18 protein-coding genes and 1 pseudogene are annotated in these 16,940 nt (G+C 58.2%); 13 read left to right on the top strand and 6 right to left on the bottom strand.

Annotated features, from left to right (window positions below):
- Window positions 1-8: 8 nt before the first annotated feature.
- The 3 genes from WMW70_RS09410 to purU are packed head-to-tail and all read right to left on the bottom strand — an operon-like array spanning window position 9 to window position 3,018.
- Window positions 9-1,250 carry an FAD-dependent oxidoreductase gene (locus tag WMW70_RS09410; RefSeq protein ID WP_341437256.1) on the bottom strand — a complete coding sequence of 414 codons (1,242 nt, stop codon included), beginning with the start codon at window positions 1,248-1,250 and terminating at the stop codon, window positions 9-11.
- Complete coding sequence (gene folD, locus WMW70_RS09405; RefSeq protein ID WP_341437255.1) at window positions 1,232-2,155, bottom strand: bifunctional methylenetetrahydrofolate dehydrogenase/methenyltetrahydrofolate cyclohydrolase FolD; 924 nt, start codon at window positions 2,153-2,155, stop codon at window positions 1,232-1,234. Before folD ends, WMW70_RS09410 begins: the two co-directional genes overlap by 19 nt.
- A complete protein-coding gene (gene purU, locus WMW70_RS09400) occupies window positions 2,152-3,018 on the bottom strand; it encodes a formyltetrahydrofolate deformylase (RefSeq protein WP_341437254.1) in 867 nt (288 codons plus the stop codon). Before purU ends, folD begins: the two co-directional genes overlap by 4 nt.
- 154 nt (window positions 3,019-3,172) lie before the next feature.
- On the opposite strand from purU, the gene WMW70_RS09395 reads away from it, so the two are divergent.
- The 7 genes from WMW70_RS09395 (at window position 3,173) to WMW70_RS09365 (ending at window position 7,897) form a co-directional block, all read left to right on the top strand.
- The gene (locus WMW70_RS09395; RefSeq protein WP_341437253.1) at window positions 3,173-3,430 is read left to right on the top strand and encodes a hypothetical protein; all 258 of its coding nucleotides are present in this window, start codon (window positions 3,173-3,175) and stop codon (window positions 3,428-3,430) included.
- 131 nt (window positions 3,431-3,561) lie between these two features.
- Complete coding sequence (locus WMW70_RS09390; protein WP_341437252.1) at window positions 3,562-4,167, top strand: hypothetical protein; 606 nt, start codon at window positions 3,562-3,564, stop codon at window positions 4,165-4,167.
- Window positions 4,168-4,249: 82 nt separating this feature from the next.
- Window positions 4,250-5,146 (top strand): hypothetical protein, encoded by an 897-nt coding sequence (locus WMW70_RS09385; RefSeq protein ID WP_341437251.1) that lies wholly within the window; start codon window positions 4,250-4,252, stop codon window positions 5,144-5,146.
- A 77-nt stretch (window positions 5,147-5,223) separates the two neighbouring features.
- The gene (locus tag WMW70_RS09380) at window positions 5,224-5,685 is read left to right on the top strand and encodes a restriction endonuclease PLD domain-containing protein (protein WP_341437250.1); all 462 of its coding nucleotides are present in this window, start codon (window positions 5,224-5,226) and stop codon (window positions 5,683-5,685) included.
- Between the two features lie 178 nt (window positions 5,686-5,863).
- Complete coding sequence (locus tag WMW70_RS09375) at window positions 5,864-6,541, top strand: hypothetical protein (protein WP_341437249.1); 678 nt, start codon at window positions 5,864-5,866, stop codon at window positions 6,539-6,541.
- Window positions 6,542-6,716: 175 nt separating this feature from the next.
- Entirely contained in the window at window positions 6,717-7,094 is a 378-nt protein-coding gene (locus WMW70_RS09370) for a DUF2513 domain-containing protein (protein ID WP_341437248.1), read from the top strand.
- Between the two features lie 86 nt (window positions 7,095-7,180).
- Complete coding sequence (locus WMW70_RS09365) at window positions 7,181-7,897, top strand: hypothetical protein (RefSeq protein WP_341437247.1); 717 nt, start codon at window positions 7,181-7,183, stop codon at window positions 7,895-7,897.
- A 271-nt stretch (window positions 7,898-8,168) separates the two neighbouring features.
- On the opposite strand, the pseudogene WMW70_RS09360 reads toward WMW70_RS09365, so the two are convergent.
- Together WMW70_RS09360 and WMW70_RS09355 are read right to left on the bottom strand one after the other, a co-directional pair.
- Window positions 8,169-8,567: pseudogene (locus WMW70_RS09360) on the bottom strand (transposase); the annotation flags it as partial.
- A 173-nt stretch (window positions 8,568-8,740) separates the two neighbouring features.
- Entirely contained in the window at window positions 8,741-10,036 is a 1,296-nt protein-coding gene (locus tag WMW70_RS09355; RefSeq protein ID WP_341437246.1) for an NAD(P)/FAD-dependent oxidoreductase, read from the bottom strand.
- A gap of 100 nt (window positions 10,037-10,136) precedes the next feature.
- Between WMW70_RS09355 and WMW70_RS09350 the strand changes: the two genes are divergently transcribed.
- The gene (locus WMW70_RS09350; protein ID WP_341437245.1) at window positions 10,137-10,907 is read left to right on the top strand and encodes an IclR family transcriptional regulator; all 771 of its coding nucleotides are present in this window, start codon (window positions 10,137-10,139) and stop codon (window positions 10,905-10,907) included.
- A 137-nt stretch (window positions 10,908-11,044) separates the two neighbouring features.
- Here WMW70_RS09350 and WMW70_RS09345 read toward each other — a convergent pair whose 3' ends face one another.
- The gene (locus WMW70_RS09345) at window positions 11,045-11,638 is read right to left on the bottom strand and encodes a cupin domain-containing protein (protein WP_341437244.1); all 594 of its coding nucleotides are present in this window, start codon (window positions 11,636-11,638) and stop codon (window positions 11,045-11,047) included.
- Window positions 11,639-12,012: 374 nt separating this feature from the next.
- Between WMW70_RS09345 and glnT the strand changes: the two genes are divergently transcribed.
- From glnT to WMW70_RS09320, 5 genes are all read left to right on the top strand, one after another.
- Window positions 12,013-13,347, top strand: coding sequence for a type III glutamate--ammonia ligase (glnT, locus tag WMW70_RS09340; protein ID WP_341437243.1), 1,335 nt, complete (start codon window positions 12,013-12,015; stop codon window positions 13,345-13,347).
- Between the two features lie 72 nt (window positions 13,348-13,419).
- The gene (locus tag WMW70_RS09335; protein WP_341437242.1) at window positions 13,420-14,325 is read left to right on the top strand and encodes a class II glutamine amidotransferase; all 906 of its coding nucleotides are present in this window, start codon (window positions 13,420-13,422) and stop codon (window positions 14,323-14,325) included.
- An 11-nt stretch (window positions 14,326-14,336) separates the two neighbouring features.
- Complete coding sequence (locus WMW70_RS09330) at window positions 14,337-15,020, top strand: GltB/FmdC/FwdC-like GXGXG domain-containing protein (RefSeq protein WP_341437241.1); 684 nt, start codon at window positions 14,337-14,339, stop codon at window positions 15,018-15,020.
- A 78-nt stretch (window positions 15,021-15,098) separates the two neighbouring features.
- Window positions 15,099-16,421 carry an FMN-binding glutamate synthase family protein gene (locus WMW70_RS09325; protein ID WP_341437240.1) on the top strand — a complete coding sequence of 441 codons (1,323 nt, stop codon included), beginning with the start codon at window positions 15,099-15,101 and terminating at the stop codon, window positions 16,419-16,421.
- Window positions 16,422-16,534: 113 nt separating this feature from the next.
- The gene (locus tag WMW70_RS09320) at window positions 16,535-16,885 is read left to right on the top strand and encodes a DMT family transporter (RefSeq protein ID WP_341437239.1); all 351 of its coding nucleotides are present in this window, start codon (window positions 16,535-16,537) and stop codon (window positions 16,883-16,885) included.
- The last annotated feature ends 55 nt before the right edge of the window (window positions 16,886-16,940 follow it).

Raw genomic sequence — 16,940 nt, 5'->3', positions numbered from 1 at the left:
TTATCCCCTCAGTGGCTGGCCGCCGTGGCACCCATTTCGTTGACCTGCTGGAAGCTGCTGAAACGCTCCAGGGCAAAGGGTTTGATCAGCTCCGGCACCTTGCCGCCGCTGGCCACCAGCTCGGCCATGGTCTTGCCGCAGATGGGCGTGGCCTTGAAGCCCCAGGTGCCCCAGCCGGCGTCGAGGTAGTAGTTCTGCACCGGCGACAGACCCATGATCGGGCTGTAGTCCGGGGTCATATCGGTGATCCCGGCCCACTGGCGCATCAGCTTGGCGTTGGCCATAAAGGGGAACATCTCGATGGCGTGGGCCAGCAGGCTTTCCTTGAGGTCCAGGGTCGAGCGGGAGTTGTACAGCGGGTAGGGGTCGGAACCGCCGCCGAAGACGATCTCGCCACGGCTGGTCTGCTGCACATAGCAGTGCAGGGCGGAGGAGCTCACCAGCGGGTCGAGGAAGGGCTTGAACGGCTGGGTCACCATGGCCTGCAACGGGTAGGTCTGGATCGGCGCGCGGATCCCGGCCTTGGCCAGCATCAACGAGCTGTGCCCGGCGATGGCCTGCACCGCGCAGCCGCATTGCACCGTGCCGCGGTTGGTCTTCACCGCGGTGATGCGGCCGTTCTCCACCACCAGGTCCTGCACCTCGGTGAGCTGGTGGATCTCCACCCCACGCTTGGCCGCCTGCTTGGCGTAGCCCCAGGCCACGGCGTCGTGGCGGGCCGTGGCCCCGTCGATGTGCCAGAGCCCGGCGATCACCGGCAGATGGCCAGGATCGAGATTGAGGGTCGGCACCAGCTCGCGGATCTGCTGGCGGTCGATCATCTCGGTGCGCCCGCCGAAGTGCTTGTTTACCTCGGCGCGCTGGCGAAAGGCGCGCACGGTAGCGTCCGTGTGGGCCAGGGTGAGCTGGCCACGCTCGGAATACATGATGTTGAAGTCGAATTCGTTGGCCAGGTTCTGGAACATCTTCACCGACTCGGCGTAGAAGCGTACGCCCTCGCTGGTGAGGTAGTTGGAGCGGATCACCGCGGTGTTGCGCGCGGTGTTGCCGCTGCCCAGGTAGGACTTCTCCAGCACCGCGACATTGGTTACGCCGTGGTACTTGGCCAGGTAATAGGCAATCGCCAGGCCATGGCCGCCGCCACCGATGATCACCACGTCATAGGCCTTCTTCAGTTCCCGCGGCGCGGGTATGTCGACCTCCACCGGGTACTCGGCGCTCAGGCCGTATTTCAGGAGATTGAAGGGCATGACGCCTCCGCAAAGGTGGAGTGGGAAAGGAGTGCCGGGCGCTGAAGGCGGGCGGCGGTAACGGTGTTCTGCATCAGGTAGGCGATGGTCATGGGGCCGACGCCACCGGGTACCGGGGTGATGGCCGAGACCTGACTGAGGGCGCTGTCGAAGTCGACATCACCGACCAGACGGCTCTTGCCGTCTTCCTCGATGCGGTTGATGCCGACGTCGATCACCACCGCGCCGGGCTTGAGCCAGCTGGCATCGACCAGGCGCGGCTTGCCCACGGCGGCGACCAGAATGTCGGCCTGGCGGCACAGCTCGCGCAAATTGCTGCTGCGTGAATGCACCACCGTGACCGTGCAATGGGCCTTGAGCAGCAGCGCCGCCATGGGTTTGCCGACGATATTGGAGCGGCCGATCACCACCGCATGCTTGCCGGCCAGCTCGCCACAGCTGTCCTGCAGCAGGCGCATACAGCCGGCCGGGGTGCAGGGCGTGAGTACCTCGCGGCCCTGGCTAAGGCCACCGACGTTCTCGGCATGGAAGCCGTCGACATCCTTCAACGGGTCGATGGCCTGGAGCACGCGGTGCTCGTCGATGTGTCTGGGCAGCGGCAACTGCACCAGGATGCCGTTGACTGCCGGGTCGGCGTTAAGCCGTTCGATCAACTCAAGCAGGGCGGCTTCGCCCGTGTCGGCCGGCAGCTTGTGCTCGATCGAGCGAATACCGGTTTCCTCGGCGCGTAGCACCTTGTTGCGCACATAAACCTGGCTGGCCGGGTCGCAGCCCACCAGCACCACAGCCAGCCCTGGCTGAATGCCGACGCGCATAAGTTGTTCGACCTCAATGCGGACTTCACGCAAAACCCGCGCGGCGGCGGCCTTGCCGTCGATGATTTTCACGCTGGAGAGGCTGTTCACCGGAAGATCACCGTGCGGTCCTGGTTAAGGAAAACCCGGTGCTCAAGGTGGTATTTCACCGCCTTGGACAGGGCCACTGTTTCCGTATCGCGGCCGATGGCCACCAGATCGTCAGGCAGGTGGGCGTGGTCCACACGCTGCACTTCCTGCTCGATGATCGGGCCCTCGTCCAGGTCCGAGGTGACGTAATGGGCGGTGGCACCGATCAGCTTGACCCCACGCTCGTAGGCCTGATGGTAGGGCTTGGCCCCCTTGAAGCCGGGCAGAAAGGAGTGATGGATATTGATCGCGCGCCCCGACAGTTGTTTGCATAGATCGTCGGAGAGGATTTGCATATAGCGGGCCAGCACCACCAGCTCGGTGCGGGTCTCGTCGACGATCTTCATCAGCGCGGCTTCCTGCTCGGCCTTGCTGTCCTTGGTCACCGGCAGGTAGATAAAACGAATGCCCTCGCGCTCGGCCATGGGCCGCAGGTCGAGGTGGTTGGAGACGATGGCGGTGATCTGCATGTCCATCTCGCCCTTGTGGTAGCGATAGAGCAGGTCGGTCAGGCAGTGGTCGAACTTGCTTACCATCAGCAGCACGCGCATGGGCGTGGCGGTGCTGTGCAGCGTCCACTGCATATCGAAGCGCTGGGCCACCGCCGCAAAACCTTGCTCGACCTCGTCGATATCGCCTTCGTAGCTGTCGTTAAAGCGAAACACCGCGCGCATAAAGAAGCGGCCGCTGGTCTCGTCGTCGAACTGCGACATTTCACTGATGTAGCAACCCTTGTCCGCCAGATAAGTGGTCACCGCCGCGACGATGCCCGAGGCCGCCGGGCAACTGATCTTGATCACGTACTGGTGCTTGGCATGTTGCATATCTGGTCCTCTATTGGAGTGGCGGCAGCTCGGCGCAGGGCGGAAATCTTCAAGGGTGAAGCAAGGTTTTATCTGTGATTTATTTTTACTCGCAGGAATATAAAATTCCTCAGGCGCTTTTATAGGCGAAGCGAGGTCGCAGGTCTAGCCTGTTATGAAAATTTTTATCCTGGGAGGAAAGTCAGGTGCCGAATTGCAGGCTGGCTTCAGGGCGGTTGCTGGATGGATTGGCTATGTTCGGGCAAGTGGCAGGGGCGGGCGAGCCTCAAAAAATGCCATCCTTTTGCCATCCTGGCTGGTGACGGTAGCGGTGAAAACCGATATAACGGGCGTCAATGCAGCCACGATTCAAGTGAGTCTGGCCGAGCAAGTTAGGCTTTTATCGTTCATGGTGTATAACACCCCATTGTGACGCCCCATCCGCTGTACAGCCCATTCTAGAGCGGACGCCAGATAGGACACGGAATGTTATCCACCACGCCCGTAAAAGCGTTATCACACCATTTGGTGTCTATTTAACGTTAGTGTTGCAAGGAAGCCCAAGTGAGCCCTTCAAAACGAGAAGCTCTATACAAAAGCATACGCTTCGAGATAATCCGAGCAAAACTTGCCTTCGACAACTTCTTCAAAATTGCCGGCACAATAATTACTGAAACAATACCGGAAGATAATCCACACATCCAAATATTGGCATTCGACAGTTATTCTAGGTGGTGCGGCCATTTGTATGAGTGCCTTCTAGCACTTCAAATCGTATCGAATGAAAGCTCAATTAATGAAAAATCATTTGGTGCTGAAATTGACAAGCACATTCAATTTGAGGCTGAAAAAGCAATAAACAGAAGGTTGTCTTTACTCAGGAGCGGTAAAGATGAATTTTCGCATTTCACAGATCTTGAGCTAAGTACAACATTTGCAAAAGAATTACGAGCAGTAAGGAATAAGTGCTCATTCCATTGCTCGCTAAACCGGGTAACAAGTTCTCTTTTGCAGAACTTCATCAATAACCATCATGAAGTAGCATATGCACTTTACGAAGATACTTATGGATGGTTTGGCGGCCTCGAAACAGAAGCAAAGATGGACATAGGGGAAATCACAAATTTCTTCAAAATTGCAAAACTGAAAATTCTTGCAGTGCAACACTAACAAATGGTTCAAACCGTTCGCTTCGCTCACTGGGACGGGCTAAAGCCCGCCCCTTAACCAAACGTTATGTTTCAAGGCGAAAATGGATAGAGAACTAGAATTCATAGCAGTACTGCCATTCAAACCTCGACTCAAGGGAATGGCTCTTACTGCAGAAGTAAAAAAATCAAACCATCCCGTGACACTGCAGATATCCCCAGAGAATAAATTCGACATTATTCCTGGTATTAAGTCAATTGACACATCCTATATGCTAATCGTCAAACTAACCATGCATATAACGCATGCCGGAGATAAAGCGTCGCTCACCAAAAGATGCCAGTCTGACAAACTCCTATGGGAGATATTAGGATATCTGAATACAATTTTATTCATTGCGAAATTCAATGATGGCAACACGAAGAACACAAAAGAAATACGAAGCGTAGGAATAATAGATTTACTTTTTTATCAGTTAGTGGTTGATGGTGAAACACAAGCAATGCAAGGAAACTCAAGTTTCTATGCGGAAAATCAATCACTACAAACCTCCTTGCCCCACAAAACATCAGTGCCATCCAACGAGTGGTATACATTAGTTAGAGCCTCCGAACTCGTGGAGCGTGGATATAACAGTGAAGGCCTACTAATTGCATTCTCATTGCTTGACAGTTCAGTCCAAGACCACCTAAAGAAAAAAATGGCAACTCTATCAAGCGATGAAAGTGGCGATTTACTTTCCAAAGTAGGTTATGACCGATTGAGAATTTATCTTGGCAGCTTCCACAAAGCTCTTACAGGTGTATCTATAATCGAGAAGGGGCAGCTTGCTGGCGAGCTTAAGTGGCTTAACAACACACGAAACGATGCTATTCACAATGGCATGAACTGCGAAAGATCCGATGCAATAAAAGGCATAAATTTAATAATTAAAATAATGCACCTATTAAATGAGTTTGGTGCCGAATACAAACTACCGGACGCGTTGTTTGAAACATAACAACTGGTTCAAACCGTTCGCTTCGCTCACTGGGACGGGCTAAAGCCCGCCCCTTAACCAAACGTTAGGGTAAGAGCATGCTCCTTCAGCTAAACGCTAATGAAGACAACCACGGTAAGGTTTTAGCCGAGTTGATAAAACGCTCTGAAATATCAGTACTGTGTTCTGGGTGGCTGAAACATGCAGGGCTTATACACTTACTCCCGGCCATTGATCTCGCCTTAAAAAACAAAAGCAAAATCACTATCTACTCAAATAAAAAACATACTGATAGCCGAGCAATAAAGTCTATAAAATCAAGAGAGTCAATTATCCACATAGTAGTAGACGACAGCGCTAAATATCTTCATTCAAAAATTTACTACTTTGAGAACGCTGGTGAATACAAAGCAATCATAGGTTCTGCGAACATTACGAACGGCGGATTAACTTCAAACGAAGAGCTTTCAGTAAACCTGGCTGGAACTATTGGTGACAGCCAGAATAATCAAATAAAAAAATATCTAGCTCGGCTTAAAACCGTGGGCCACCCTAACTAGTGGTTCAAACCGTTCGCTCCGCTCACTGGGACGGGCTAAAGCCCGCCCCTTAACCAAACGTTATGCCGCTTACAGTCGAAATCAAAAGCGTCGGTGACAGCGGGTAGGTATTCTCACTACCATTTATCACTCCCTTTTTTTGAGACGGAGTTTATTCATAAAAACGTAAGGAATAATTATGCTGCCTTTTATTGCCATACCGCTTCTCCACTCCTCAGGTGCCTGGATCGCATCAACTGCTGCGGGCGGTTATATTGCCGGTACGCTTTCTACTACTTGGGTTGGAGCTTTTATTGCAGGTAATGCTGGGCTCTTATCGGCTCTTGGTATTACTTCAGCCGCGGGCGTTTATGCCGCTCTTGGAGGGACTTTATCATCTGCAGGAACCGCGGTAGGTACTGGGCTTAGTGCTGTAGGATTGTCCGGATTAGCTCAAAGCCTTGGCTTGGCACCAGCAACATTTCTGGGCCTAACCTTTGCCAGTTGGGCGATCGTCACTTCCTCTGTATTTATATTTCTTGCCTCTGGTTTAATCTATTTATTTGCTCACAGAAAACTGGAAATAATTAATATTGAGCGTAGCAAGGGGGGGCTTGAGAAAACAACCTGGCGAAATATTCTTAACGAAGTTAAAGATTATGAAGATCAAGCCATGATCAATATCATGGCGGAACTTTCTGAAGAATGCGAGGATGTCGCATACATCAGAGGAAGTGAGACCATAGAGATCAAGGGCGTCAAACACTATGTGCGCAATTTAAAATATGTTGTAGAAAAAGACGGAACAGAAATAATAGTTAAATCCAGCTTGATCCCATTCAGGCGTATCGTTGTTTATACAGTTAAGAGGGGCTAAGTTTTCAGATTCCTTGATTAAAGCTCCGCAACAGGACCAAACGCACACTTACTTGACTCTACAACCCTAAAAAGCATAACAAATGGTTCAAACCGTTCGCTTCGCTCACTGGGACGGGCTAAAGCCCGCCCCTTAACCAAACGTTAGCCACTATTCAAAGTTCGGAGCACTCTCCATGAAACGTAACTGGGACACAATCCGAGAGATACTCACAAAGGTTGAAGAATGCACTCTTCCTACCGACATGGTGCGCTTATCTAACTTTCCAGCGGAGCGGGCTGCTGAAGTCTCCTACCATATAGCCCTTCTTATGAGTGCAGGCTTAGTAAACGGCCAAGTGTCACAAACTCTCGGGCCCGAGGTTAAAGATTTCTTCGCTCGAAGCCTAACCTGGGAGGGGCATGAGTTTCTTGATGCAATAAGAAGCGACACTGTTTGGACTAAAACCAAGAAAATATTTACAGACCAAGGTATTTCAATGACCTTTGAGCTGATATCAGAGGTAGCAAAAAATACTGCTGCGTCTATTGTTAAATCTGCGCTCGGCGGCTAACTATGCGCTCAAATCGCTCACTACGTTCGCTGGGACCGGCTAAAGCCGGCCCCTTAGCTTAATCGTTAGCCCCCCGCAGGAGCTCCATGAACGAGTCATGGCATAAAACTGAAACAGATTCAGATGCAGCAAAACATGCTGAAGACTTCTGGTCGCGTCATAGAGACGAGTTGCAGTCAGGCGAATTTTGGGCTGACCGCATAAAGAAACTTAAAGGCGAGCCTATTCAGCGCCTAGCTTTAGCTTTGGAAAATTTGCCATTACCCGCTTCATTTAGAGAAGCTGCAATTGCAACAAGAACACTGATACGCGACAAAAGAAAGCAAGAAATAAATTACGATGAAGAACTAGCACTTTTATACTGGCTGGCAGCCATAAATTCTTTCTCGACCCCCTACTCAGATGTTTTGCAAGAACCCGGTTATAACGTTATCGAATCCATACCAGGGAAAAAGCTAAAAGGGCTTCTATTTTCATACGGATCGCTCGGCTACAAACATTTGAGCTTGCTAAACAAAACAGATGTTAAATGTCTTACAGAACAGTGGGGAGAGCCACAAAGCCATACCACCCTGCATGAAATGCATAATGAAGTATGGCGCGAATACGAAGCAAAGCTTGCTGATAAAAGTAAGGCTCAAGAAAAAAATCTTATAAGCAGCATCGCCAATTCTGTAAGTTTAGAAAAAAAATTATCTTCCACAATCAAAAATCCGAAAACCAAGAATGCCAAAAACTCATCAACTATAATAATTTCGATAATTGTAGTAATTTCTATACTGGCGCTTGTGTATTTTGGCTAACAACTGTATATGGACTCTCCCCACAAGTAGTGAGCAAAGCTTTGCTTTTGCATCTGTCGTCAGCGCGGTTGCATTCGTATATCCGGCCTGTTGTGGGCTTTACCGCCCTGGCCATTCTGTAGTTCGCGCAGCGGGGGCCAAGCGTTCAATCGATCACACAGATCATCATTGTTATCGGCCTTATTCCGCTGCAGGACTCGCCTGTTCCGACAGTGCTGCTGCTCACCACAACCACAAGAAAACCATCACGCCTTCCTGATTACCCCCGCCGTCAGGCGGGCTTTGTGCTCTGCCAATTGCCATTGAACCGCCGCTCGTGGCACCACACCGCCCAGCAGATCCGTATCAGTTTGTTGGCCAACGCCACAGCCGCTTTGTTGTGGCCAATTCGCGCAGCTGTCTCGACGGCCCAGCGCTGTAACTGGGTCAGTTTCTCCGGCGTGCGTGCCTGGCAGCGCTGAGCCGCCAGCAAGGCCGCTCGCGAACCGTGGATAAATAGCGTGCGCACATAGATATTGCCCTTGCAGCTAATCCGCCCAAGCCTTCGGCGTTCGCCACTGCTGAATTCGTTCGGGGTCATGCCCAGCCAGGCGCTCAGCTGGCGGCCGCTGGCAAAGCGCTCAGGTTTGCCGACCGCCGCTGTCAGGGCGCTGGCCGTTAGCAGGCCAATCAGAAAGGGGACGGATTTATATTCCCTGTGTCCCCTCAGGGCCGATAACTGCCCTTCATTCACGTCCACCTCCAGCCAGAACGCGCAGTTATTGACTCGACCCGGTACCACCACATCGCCGGCCAAGTCTCCCCCACAAGTGCGTGAACCTTGGAAGCGGCTTGCTGCAAATCTCAGAGCCGTTCAAAGGCGAACGGGCTTGGGTCGACCAGCGGCTGGCTGCCGTCGATCAGGTCGGCCAGCAGGTGGCCGGCACCTGGGGCGATGCCGAAGCCGTGGCCGGAGTAGCCGGTGGAGAGGTACAGGCCGGGGAGGAGGGTGACCGGGCCTATTACCGGAATGGCGTCCGGGGTGACGTCCATCGCCCCTGCCCAGCTCTGTTCGATTTTCACTGTGCGGAAGAAGGGGAAGGCTGCGCCCAGCGCCTGGCGCGCTTCGTCGAGAATGCTCGCGCAGGGCTGTGGGTCGAGCACGCGGCAGTGCTCGAAGGGGCTCGGGCCATCCATGTCCCAGCGCCTTGGCTGACGCAGCTCCTGCATAAAGCGGTGATCCAGGCGCACGCGGACTTCACGGTATTGCTGGCTCAGCGCCGGCAGAAAGTCGCGCAGGTAGCGGAAGCTGTCCGGGGTGATGGGGGCCAGGTTGGCGCTGCGCTGGGCGATGCTGTAACCGCCATCGGCGCGTTTGCGGAAGGCATAGCGCTCGGCACCCACGGCCAGTTCTGGGCCGCCCGGCATCGGCGCGGTGCGCAGTACCGACGCAATCACCTTCAGTTGTGGCAGGCGCAGGCCGAGGTTGGCGCAGAACAGCGTCGACCAGGCACCGCCGGCCAGCACCACGGTCGAGCAGCGCAAGCGGCCACGTTCGCTGTACAGGCCGCGCACCTGTCCCGCCTCTATATCCAGGCCGCGCACCGCGCAGCCGGTGATGATGCGTGCACCAAGGCGTTGCGCCGCGCGGGCGATTACCGCGCTGGCGAGATGCGGTTCGGCGCGGCCGTCACTAGGCGTATGCAGGGCACCGCTCCAGCCAGCGGCAGCGCCTTCGGGCAGGATGCGCTGCAGATCGCGACCCTCCAGCAGCCTGGCTTGTGAGCCATAGGCGGTGGCCGCTTGCAGCCAGTCGGCCTGTTGCTGCAACTGGCGCGGGTTCTCGCAGGCATAGAGCACGCCGCTGCGGCGAAAGCCCAGGTCTTCACCCAACCCGGCTTGCCAGGCGTCCCACAGGTCGAGGCTGGCCAGGGCCAGGGGAATCTCCCTGAGGTCACGCCCCATGCTGCGGCACCAGCCCCAGTTGCGTGAAGACTGCTCTGCGCCGATCAGGCCTTTTTCCAGAAGGGTGACCGGGATGCCCCGGCGGGCCAGCCAGTAGGCGGTACTGACGCCGATGATGCCGCCGCCGATAACGGCCACTTCGGTGCTTTCAGGTAAGGACGTGTCGCTGCTGATTCGTTCGATCTGCGGGTACATGGCGGGATCCTGGTGGGTGCTGTGGCAAGCATGCCGGGGCCATTGAGGCGCGCAACTTGCATCGCCGCGGCCGGGCCTTGTTTATTACCAGGTGAGAAAAATGACTGATGCCATGCGTGGCACCCGCAGCCTTGAGCGGGCTTTCCAGCTGCTGCGCCTGATCGCGGCGGTCGGTGCCGAGGGGGCGACCCCGGCGCAGTTGTGTGCGGCAACCGAGTGTTCCCAGCCGACCACCTATCGCCTGTTGCAATACCTGCGTCGTCAGGGTTTCGTGCGCCCGGCGCGGCGGCGTGGGCACTATGTGCTGGGTTATGAACTGTTTGCCCTGGGTGCCCAGGCCGGCAACGCCAGCGCCCTGCGTGAACAGGCGCGGCCGGTGCTGTTGCGCCTGGCGCAGCGCTTCGGTGACAGCTTCTTTCTGCTGGTGGCTGATGGGTATCAGGTGCTGTGCCTGGACATGCTGGCCGGCGAGCTACCGGTGCAGAGCTACAGCCGCAGTGTCGGCGGGCGCATGCCCATGGGAGTGGGGCAGGCGTCCCAGGCACTGCTGGCGTGGATGGACAAGGCCGAGCGTAACGAGATCCTCCGTCACAATGCCGCGAGCCTGCGCCTGGACTACGGCCTGGAGGTGGAACAGATCAACGCGAGTCTCGCCAGCGTGCGCCGGCTTGGCTTTGCCAGCGGCCTGGTGGATCGCCGTTTGCCGGGTTACACCGGCTTGGCAGTGCCGATTCTGGATGCCGGCGGGCAAGCCATCGGCGCACTCAGTTGCGCCCTGGCCCGCCCGCGCATGACCGACGCACGACGTCAGGCGCTGGTGCAGGCCATGACGCAAGAGGCGCAGCAGGTGGTGCGGCATCTGGGTAGCTAGCTGCGCTTTAGCGGTGGTTGTCGCGGCTAAAGCCCCTCCCACAAAGGCCTTTGGCATGCCGTTACGGGTGGTGGATTCCCTCGGATTTCTCCGGGCTACCAGTACGTTCGCCTCTATCGGCTGGTGCAGGCCAGGCCTTACTGGTTGCCGTAGTTCATCACCGACAGCAAGCGTATTGGCACCTGCAGCAGTTTCTCCGGGCCGTGGGGGATGTCGCCGTCGAAGGTCAGGCTGTCGCCGGCTTGCATCGGGTAGAGCTGATTGCCGTGGCGGTAGATCAGTTCGCCCTCCAGCAGGTGGAGGAACTCGGTGCCGGGATGGGAGAAGGTGGGGAACTCCTCGCTGGCGTCGTCCATGGTCACCATATAGGCCTCGAAGTTCTTCTTCGGCCCACGGGTGTGGTTGAGCAGGTGGTAGGTATGGCCCTTCTCGGTGCCGCGGCGAACCACTTCGAGGCCTTCGCCGGCCTTGATCAGGATGGCGTTGCCGTCGGGCTGGTCGTACTGGCTGAAGAGTTTGGACATGGGCATGCCGAGCACATCGCATAGACGGCTGAGGGCATCCAGGCTGGTGGACACCTGGGCGTTTTCGATCTTGCTCAGCATGCCCTGGCTGATGCCGGCAATGCGGGCCACGTCCGCCAGTTTGAGTTCCTGTGCCTGGCGCTGGCGCTTGATCTGCATGCCCAGGTATTGCTCCAGCCGGAGGCGCGGTGGGGTTTCGCTCGTCATAGGGGTTATATTCCGCACTATTTCAATCCAAGAAATTAAAATTCGCACCAGGAAAGCGCAGTTTCGGTGAGCCCGTCACCGGATGATGTCGCGACTTTCCTCAAGGGAAAAGTAGTTTCCCATATAAACAGTGGCAAATCGTGGGGTAAAGCGCCTTCGACAGCCGCACTTCAGATTGGCAAGGCATTTGCATTCCTGATGGGAAACTAACTTTCCTGATTGGAATTTTGATAGCCGTGACCCACTTCCAAACCTCCCATGCGTTCGCCCGAGCAATCGGCATGCCTGGAATTCCTGTGGTCGTCGCTCGTGGCTATGCCCTTGTTCGCCTGCCAACACCCCATTGCCATGCCTTTTTCCAGGAGTGAAGACTCATGTTGCCAACTGAAACGCAGCGCATCATCGATCAGTACGGAATCAAGTACGTGCTGGCGCAGTTCGTCGATATACACGGCGCTGCGAAGACCAAATCCGTGCCGGTGTCCGGCCTCCAGGCGGTGGCCGAGGAGGGCGCAGGGTTCGCCGGCTTTGCCATCTGCGGCATGGGCATGGAGCCTCACGGCCCGGACTTTATGGCCCGCGGCGATCTCGCCACGCTGATCCCGGTCCCTTGGCAACCGGGCTACGGTCGGGTGGTGTGCATCGGTCATGTTGAGGGCCAACCGCATCCCTATGACAGCCGCTATGTACTGCAGCAGCAGGTGCAGCGCCTTTCCGACAAGGGCTGGACCCTGAACACCGGTCTGGAGCCGGAGTTCAGCCTGTTCCGCCGTGGCGTCGACGGCAAGCTGCAGCTGGTAGATGGCTCCGACACCCTGGACAAGCCCTGCTACGACTACAAGGGCCTGTCGCGTTCGCGCGAGTTCCTTGAGCGCCTGACCGAGGCGCTGCAGCCGGTGGGTTTCGACATCTATCAGATCGATCACGAGGACGCCAACGGCCAGTTCGAGATCAACTACACCTACAGCGATGCCATGGAGTCGGCGGATCGCTTCACCTTCTTCCGCATGGCCGCCGGCGAGATCGCCAACGACATGGGCATGATCTGCTCCTTTATGCCCAAGCCCGATCCCAAGCGCGCCGGCAACGGCATGCATTTCCACCTGTCGATCGCCAGTGCCAGCAACAAGAACCTCTTCCACGACGCCAGCGACCCCAGCGGCATGGGCCTGTCGAAGATGGCCTATCACTTCGCCGCCGGCCTGCTGGCCCATGGCCCGGCCCTGTGCGCCTTCGCCGCGCCTTCGGTGAACTCCTACAAGCGCCTGGTGGTGGGCCGTTCGCTGTCCGGTGCGACCTGGGCTCCGGCCTTTATCGCCTTCGGTTCGAACAACCGCTCGGCCATGGTGCGCGTGCCCTATGGCCGCCTGGAGTTCCGCCTGCCGGACGCCGGCTGCAACCCTTATCTGGTCACCGCCGCAATCATCGCCGCGGGCCTCGACGGCATCGACCGCCAGCTGGAGCCGGGTGCCATCTGCAACGAGAACCTCTACAGCCTGAGCCTGGAAGAGATCGCCGCGCGCGGCATCAAGACCCTGCCGCAGTCGCTCAAGGAAGCCTGCGATGCGCTGGAGGCCGACAGCCTGTTCCGCGAGGTGCTCGGCGCGGGAATCGTCGATGAGTTCATCAAGCTCAAGCGCATGGAGTGGGTGGAGTACAGCCGCCACGTGAGCGACTGGGAGATCCAGCGCTACACCGAGTTCTTCTGATTTTCGACCGTTATCAACCGTTTCCGACGTCCCGCGAAGAGGCTGGGCGTCTTCTGCCCTGGAGTTTCTGATATGTGTGGAATCGTGGGTCTTTACCTGAAAAATCCCGAGCTTGAATCGCAGCTCGGCAAGCTCTTCGAACCCATGCTCGAAGCCATGACCGCCCGTGGCCCGGACAGCGCCGGCTTCGCCATCTACGGTGACGAAGTGGCCGACGGCTGGGTCAAGCTGACCTTGCAGGCGACTGGCGAAGACTTCGACTTCAAGGCCCTGATCGCCGCCGTCGATGCGCGCCTGGACACCGCTCTGGAGTGGTTCCAGAACGCCAACGCCGCGGTGCTCAAGGTGCAGGCCGATGAGGCCAGCGTACGAGCGCTGCTGGCCGAGCTGGCACCGAGCGTGCGCATCATGAGCGCCGGCCAGAGCATCGAAATCCTCAAGGGTATGGGCCTGCCGCGAGAAATCTCCCAACGCTTCGGCCTGGCCGGGATGAAGGGCAGCCACATCATCGGTCACACCCGCATGGCCACCGAAAGTGCGGTGACCATGGAAGGCAGCCACCCGTTTTCCACCGGTGCCGACCTCTGCCTGGTGCACAACGGCTCGCTGTCCAACCACTTCCGCCTGCGCCAGGAGCTCAAGCGCCAGGGCATCAGCTTCGAGACCGACAACGACACCGAAGTGGCCGCCGGCTACCTGACCTGGCGGCTGCAGCAGGGCGACAGCCTGAAGGAGGCGCTGGACAAGTCGCTGGAGGACCTCGACGGCTTCTTCACCTTCGCCATCGGCACGCGCAACGGTTTTGCGGTGATCCGCGACCCCATCGCCTGTAAGCCGGCGATCCTCGCCGAGACCGACGACTACGTCGCCATGGCCTCGGAATATCAGGCGCTGTCGAGCCTGCCGGGCATCGACAAGGCCAGGGTCTGGGAACCGATCCCGGCCACCATGTACATCTGGGAACGCGAGTCGGCTTAAGGAGCACGCACATGAAAACCATCGATCTATCCAACGCCACCGTGCGTGACCTGAACCAGGCCCTGCACGATCAGGCCCGCGACCTGCAGGACCGCGAGTGGGTCGTCACCCACCCCAATGGCGCGCACAACCTGGCGGTTGGCGTAAACCAGGAAATCTCCATCGATATCGAAGGCCATGCCGGCTACTACTGCGCGGGCATGAACCAGAAGGCCTCGGTCACGGTGCACGGCAATGTCGGCGTCGGCTGCGCGGAAAACATGATGTCCGGCTATGTGCGGGTCAAGGGCAGCGCCTCCCAGGCGGCCGGTGCCACGGCTCACGGCGGCCTGCTGGTGATCGAGGGCGATGCCGGCGCGCGCTGCGGCATCTCCATGAAGGGCATCGACATCGTGGTCGGCGGCAGCATCGGCCATATGAGCTGCTTTATGGGCCAGGCCGGGCGCTTGGTGGTGTGCGGCGACGCGGGCGACGCCCTGGGCGATTCGCTCTACGAGACGCGGATCTACGTCAAGGGCAGCGTCGAGTCGCTGGGCTCGGACTGCATTGCCAAGGAGATGCGTGCCGAGCACCTCGAAGAGCTGCAGACGCTGCTCGACCGCGCCGGTTTCAACGAAAAGGCGGCGGACTTCAAGCGCTATGGCTCGGCCCGCCAGCTTTACAACTTCAAAGTCGACAACGCCTCCGCGTACTGACTTCACTTTGCCTGTAGACGCGAGGCGGGCGCTGAGCACCCCGCGACTACAGGGATTGCCTATTTCGAGGAGTTTTCCATGAGCGACAAAACTCAACCGGTACTGCGCGAGTCCGCGACCTTCGACCGCCTGACCATCCAGGAAATCCAGCGCGCCGCCGAGACCGGCATTTACGACATCCGCGGTGGTGGCACCAAGCGCAAGGTGCCGCACTTCGACGACTTGCTGCTGCTCGGTGCCAGCATGTCGCGCTACCCGCTGGAAGGTTATCGCGAGAAGTGCGGTACCGATGTGGTGCTCGGCACCCGCTTCGCCAAGAAGCCGCTGCACCTGAAAATCCCGGTGACCATCGCCGGCATGAGCTTCGGTGCGCTGTCGGCCAATGCCAAGGAAGCCCTCGGCCGCGGCGCGACCATCGCCGGCACCAGCACCACCACCGGCGACGGCGGTATGACCCCGGAAGAGCGTGGCCAGTCGCAGCATCTGGTCTACCAGTACCTGCCGTCACGCTACGGCATGAACCCTGACGACCTGCGCAAGGCCGACGCCATCGAGATCGTTCTCGGCCAGGGTGCCAAGCCCGGCGGTGGCGGCATGCTGCTGGGCATGAAGGTCACCGAACGGGTCGCCGGCATGCGCACCCTGCCGGTTGGCGTCGACCAGCGCAGCGCCTGCCGTCACCCGGACTGGACCGGCCCGGACGACCTGGCGATCAAGATTGCCGAGCTGCGGGAAATCACCGACTGGGAAAAACCCATCTACGTGAAGATCGGTGCCAGCCGTCCGTACTACGACGTCAAGCTGGCGGTGAAGGCCGGTGCCGATGTGATCGTCCTCGACGGTATGCAGGGTGGTACGGCGGCGACCCAGGAGGTGTTTATCGAGCACGTCGGCATCCCCATTCTCTGCGCCATTCCGCAGGCCGTGCAGGCGCTGCAGGAGATGGACATGCATCGCAAGGTACAGCTGATCGTCTCCGGCGGTATCCGCAACGGTGCCGACGTGGCCAAGGCCATGGCCCTGGGTGCCGATGCGGTCGCCATCGGCACGGCGGCGCTGATCGCCCTGGGCGACAACCACCCACGCCTGGACGAAGAGTTGAAGAAGATCGGCTCGGCCGCCGGCTTCTACGACGACTGGCAGAACGGCAAGGACCCGGCCGGCATCACCACCCAGGACCCCGAGCTGGCCAAGCGCCTGGACCCGGTGGAGGGCGGCCGGCACCTGGCCAACTACCTGCGCGTGCTGGTACTGGAGGCGCAGACCATGGCCCGCGCCTGTGGCAAGTCGCACCTGCACAACCTCGACCCCGAGGACCTGGTGGCCCTGACCGTGGAGTCCGCCGCCATGGCGCGGGTGCCTTTGGCAGGTACCAGTTGGATCCCCGGCCAGCAGTATTGATCCCATCCCACCGCGCGGGGTTCGCCCCGCGCATCATCTAGCGCTTACCGGCCTGGGCTGCCCGCAACCTGCTTCGGCATCCGGGCGCTCGGGCCGTCTGCCAGGAGATTGCCATGGCCTTGTTCAGCGGAACCGCTGCCGGCTGGAGCTTCCTGCTTCTGGCCGGCCTCAGCGAGATCTGTTACGCCGCCGCCATTCCGCGGACCCAGGGCTTCACCCGCCTGTGGCCGAGCCTGTATTGCGGCTTCTTTATCGCGCTGAGCCTGTACCTGCTGGCGCAGGCGGTGCGCACCCTGCCGGTGGGCACTGCCTATGCGGTGTGGGTCGGCATCGGCGCGCTGGGCACTGCCATCTACGGCATCGTCTACCTCGACGAGCCGGCCGATACGGCGCGGCTGGCCTGCCTGGGCTTGATCCTGGCAGGGGTGGTGGGGCTCAAGCTGGTTTCCAGCGTGCCGAGCTAAGAGCTGCTGCTGTGCGGGCTAATAGACCTGGGGTTGTGCGCACCAGTCGCGGCTA

Origin of the sequence: Pseudomonas sp. XK-1, from assembly GCF_038069885.1 — a bacterium.
In the GTDB taxonomy this organism is placed as follows: domain Bacteria; phylum Pseudomonadota; class Gammaproteobacteria; order Pseudomonadales; family Pseudomonadaceae; genus Aquipseudomonas.
Note: the sequence above shows the minus strand (reverse complement) of the source record. Positions and strands in the feature narration are given on the sequence as shown.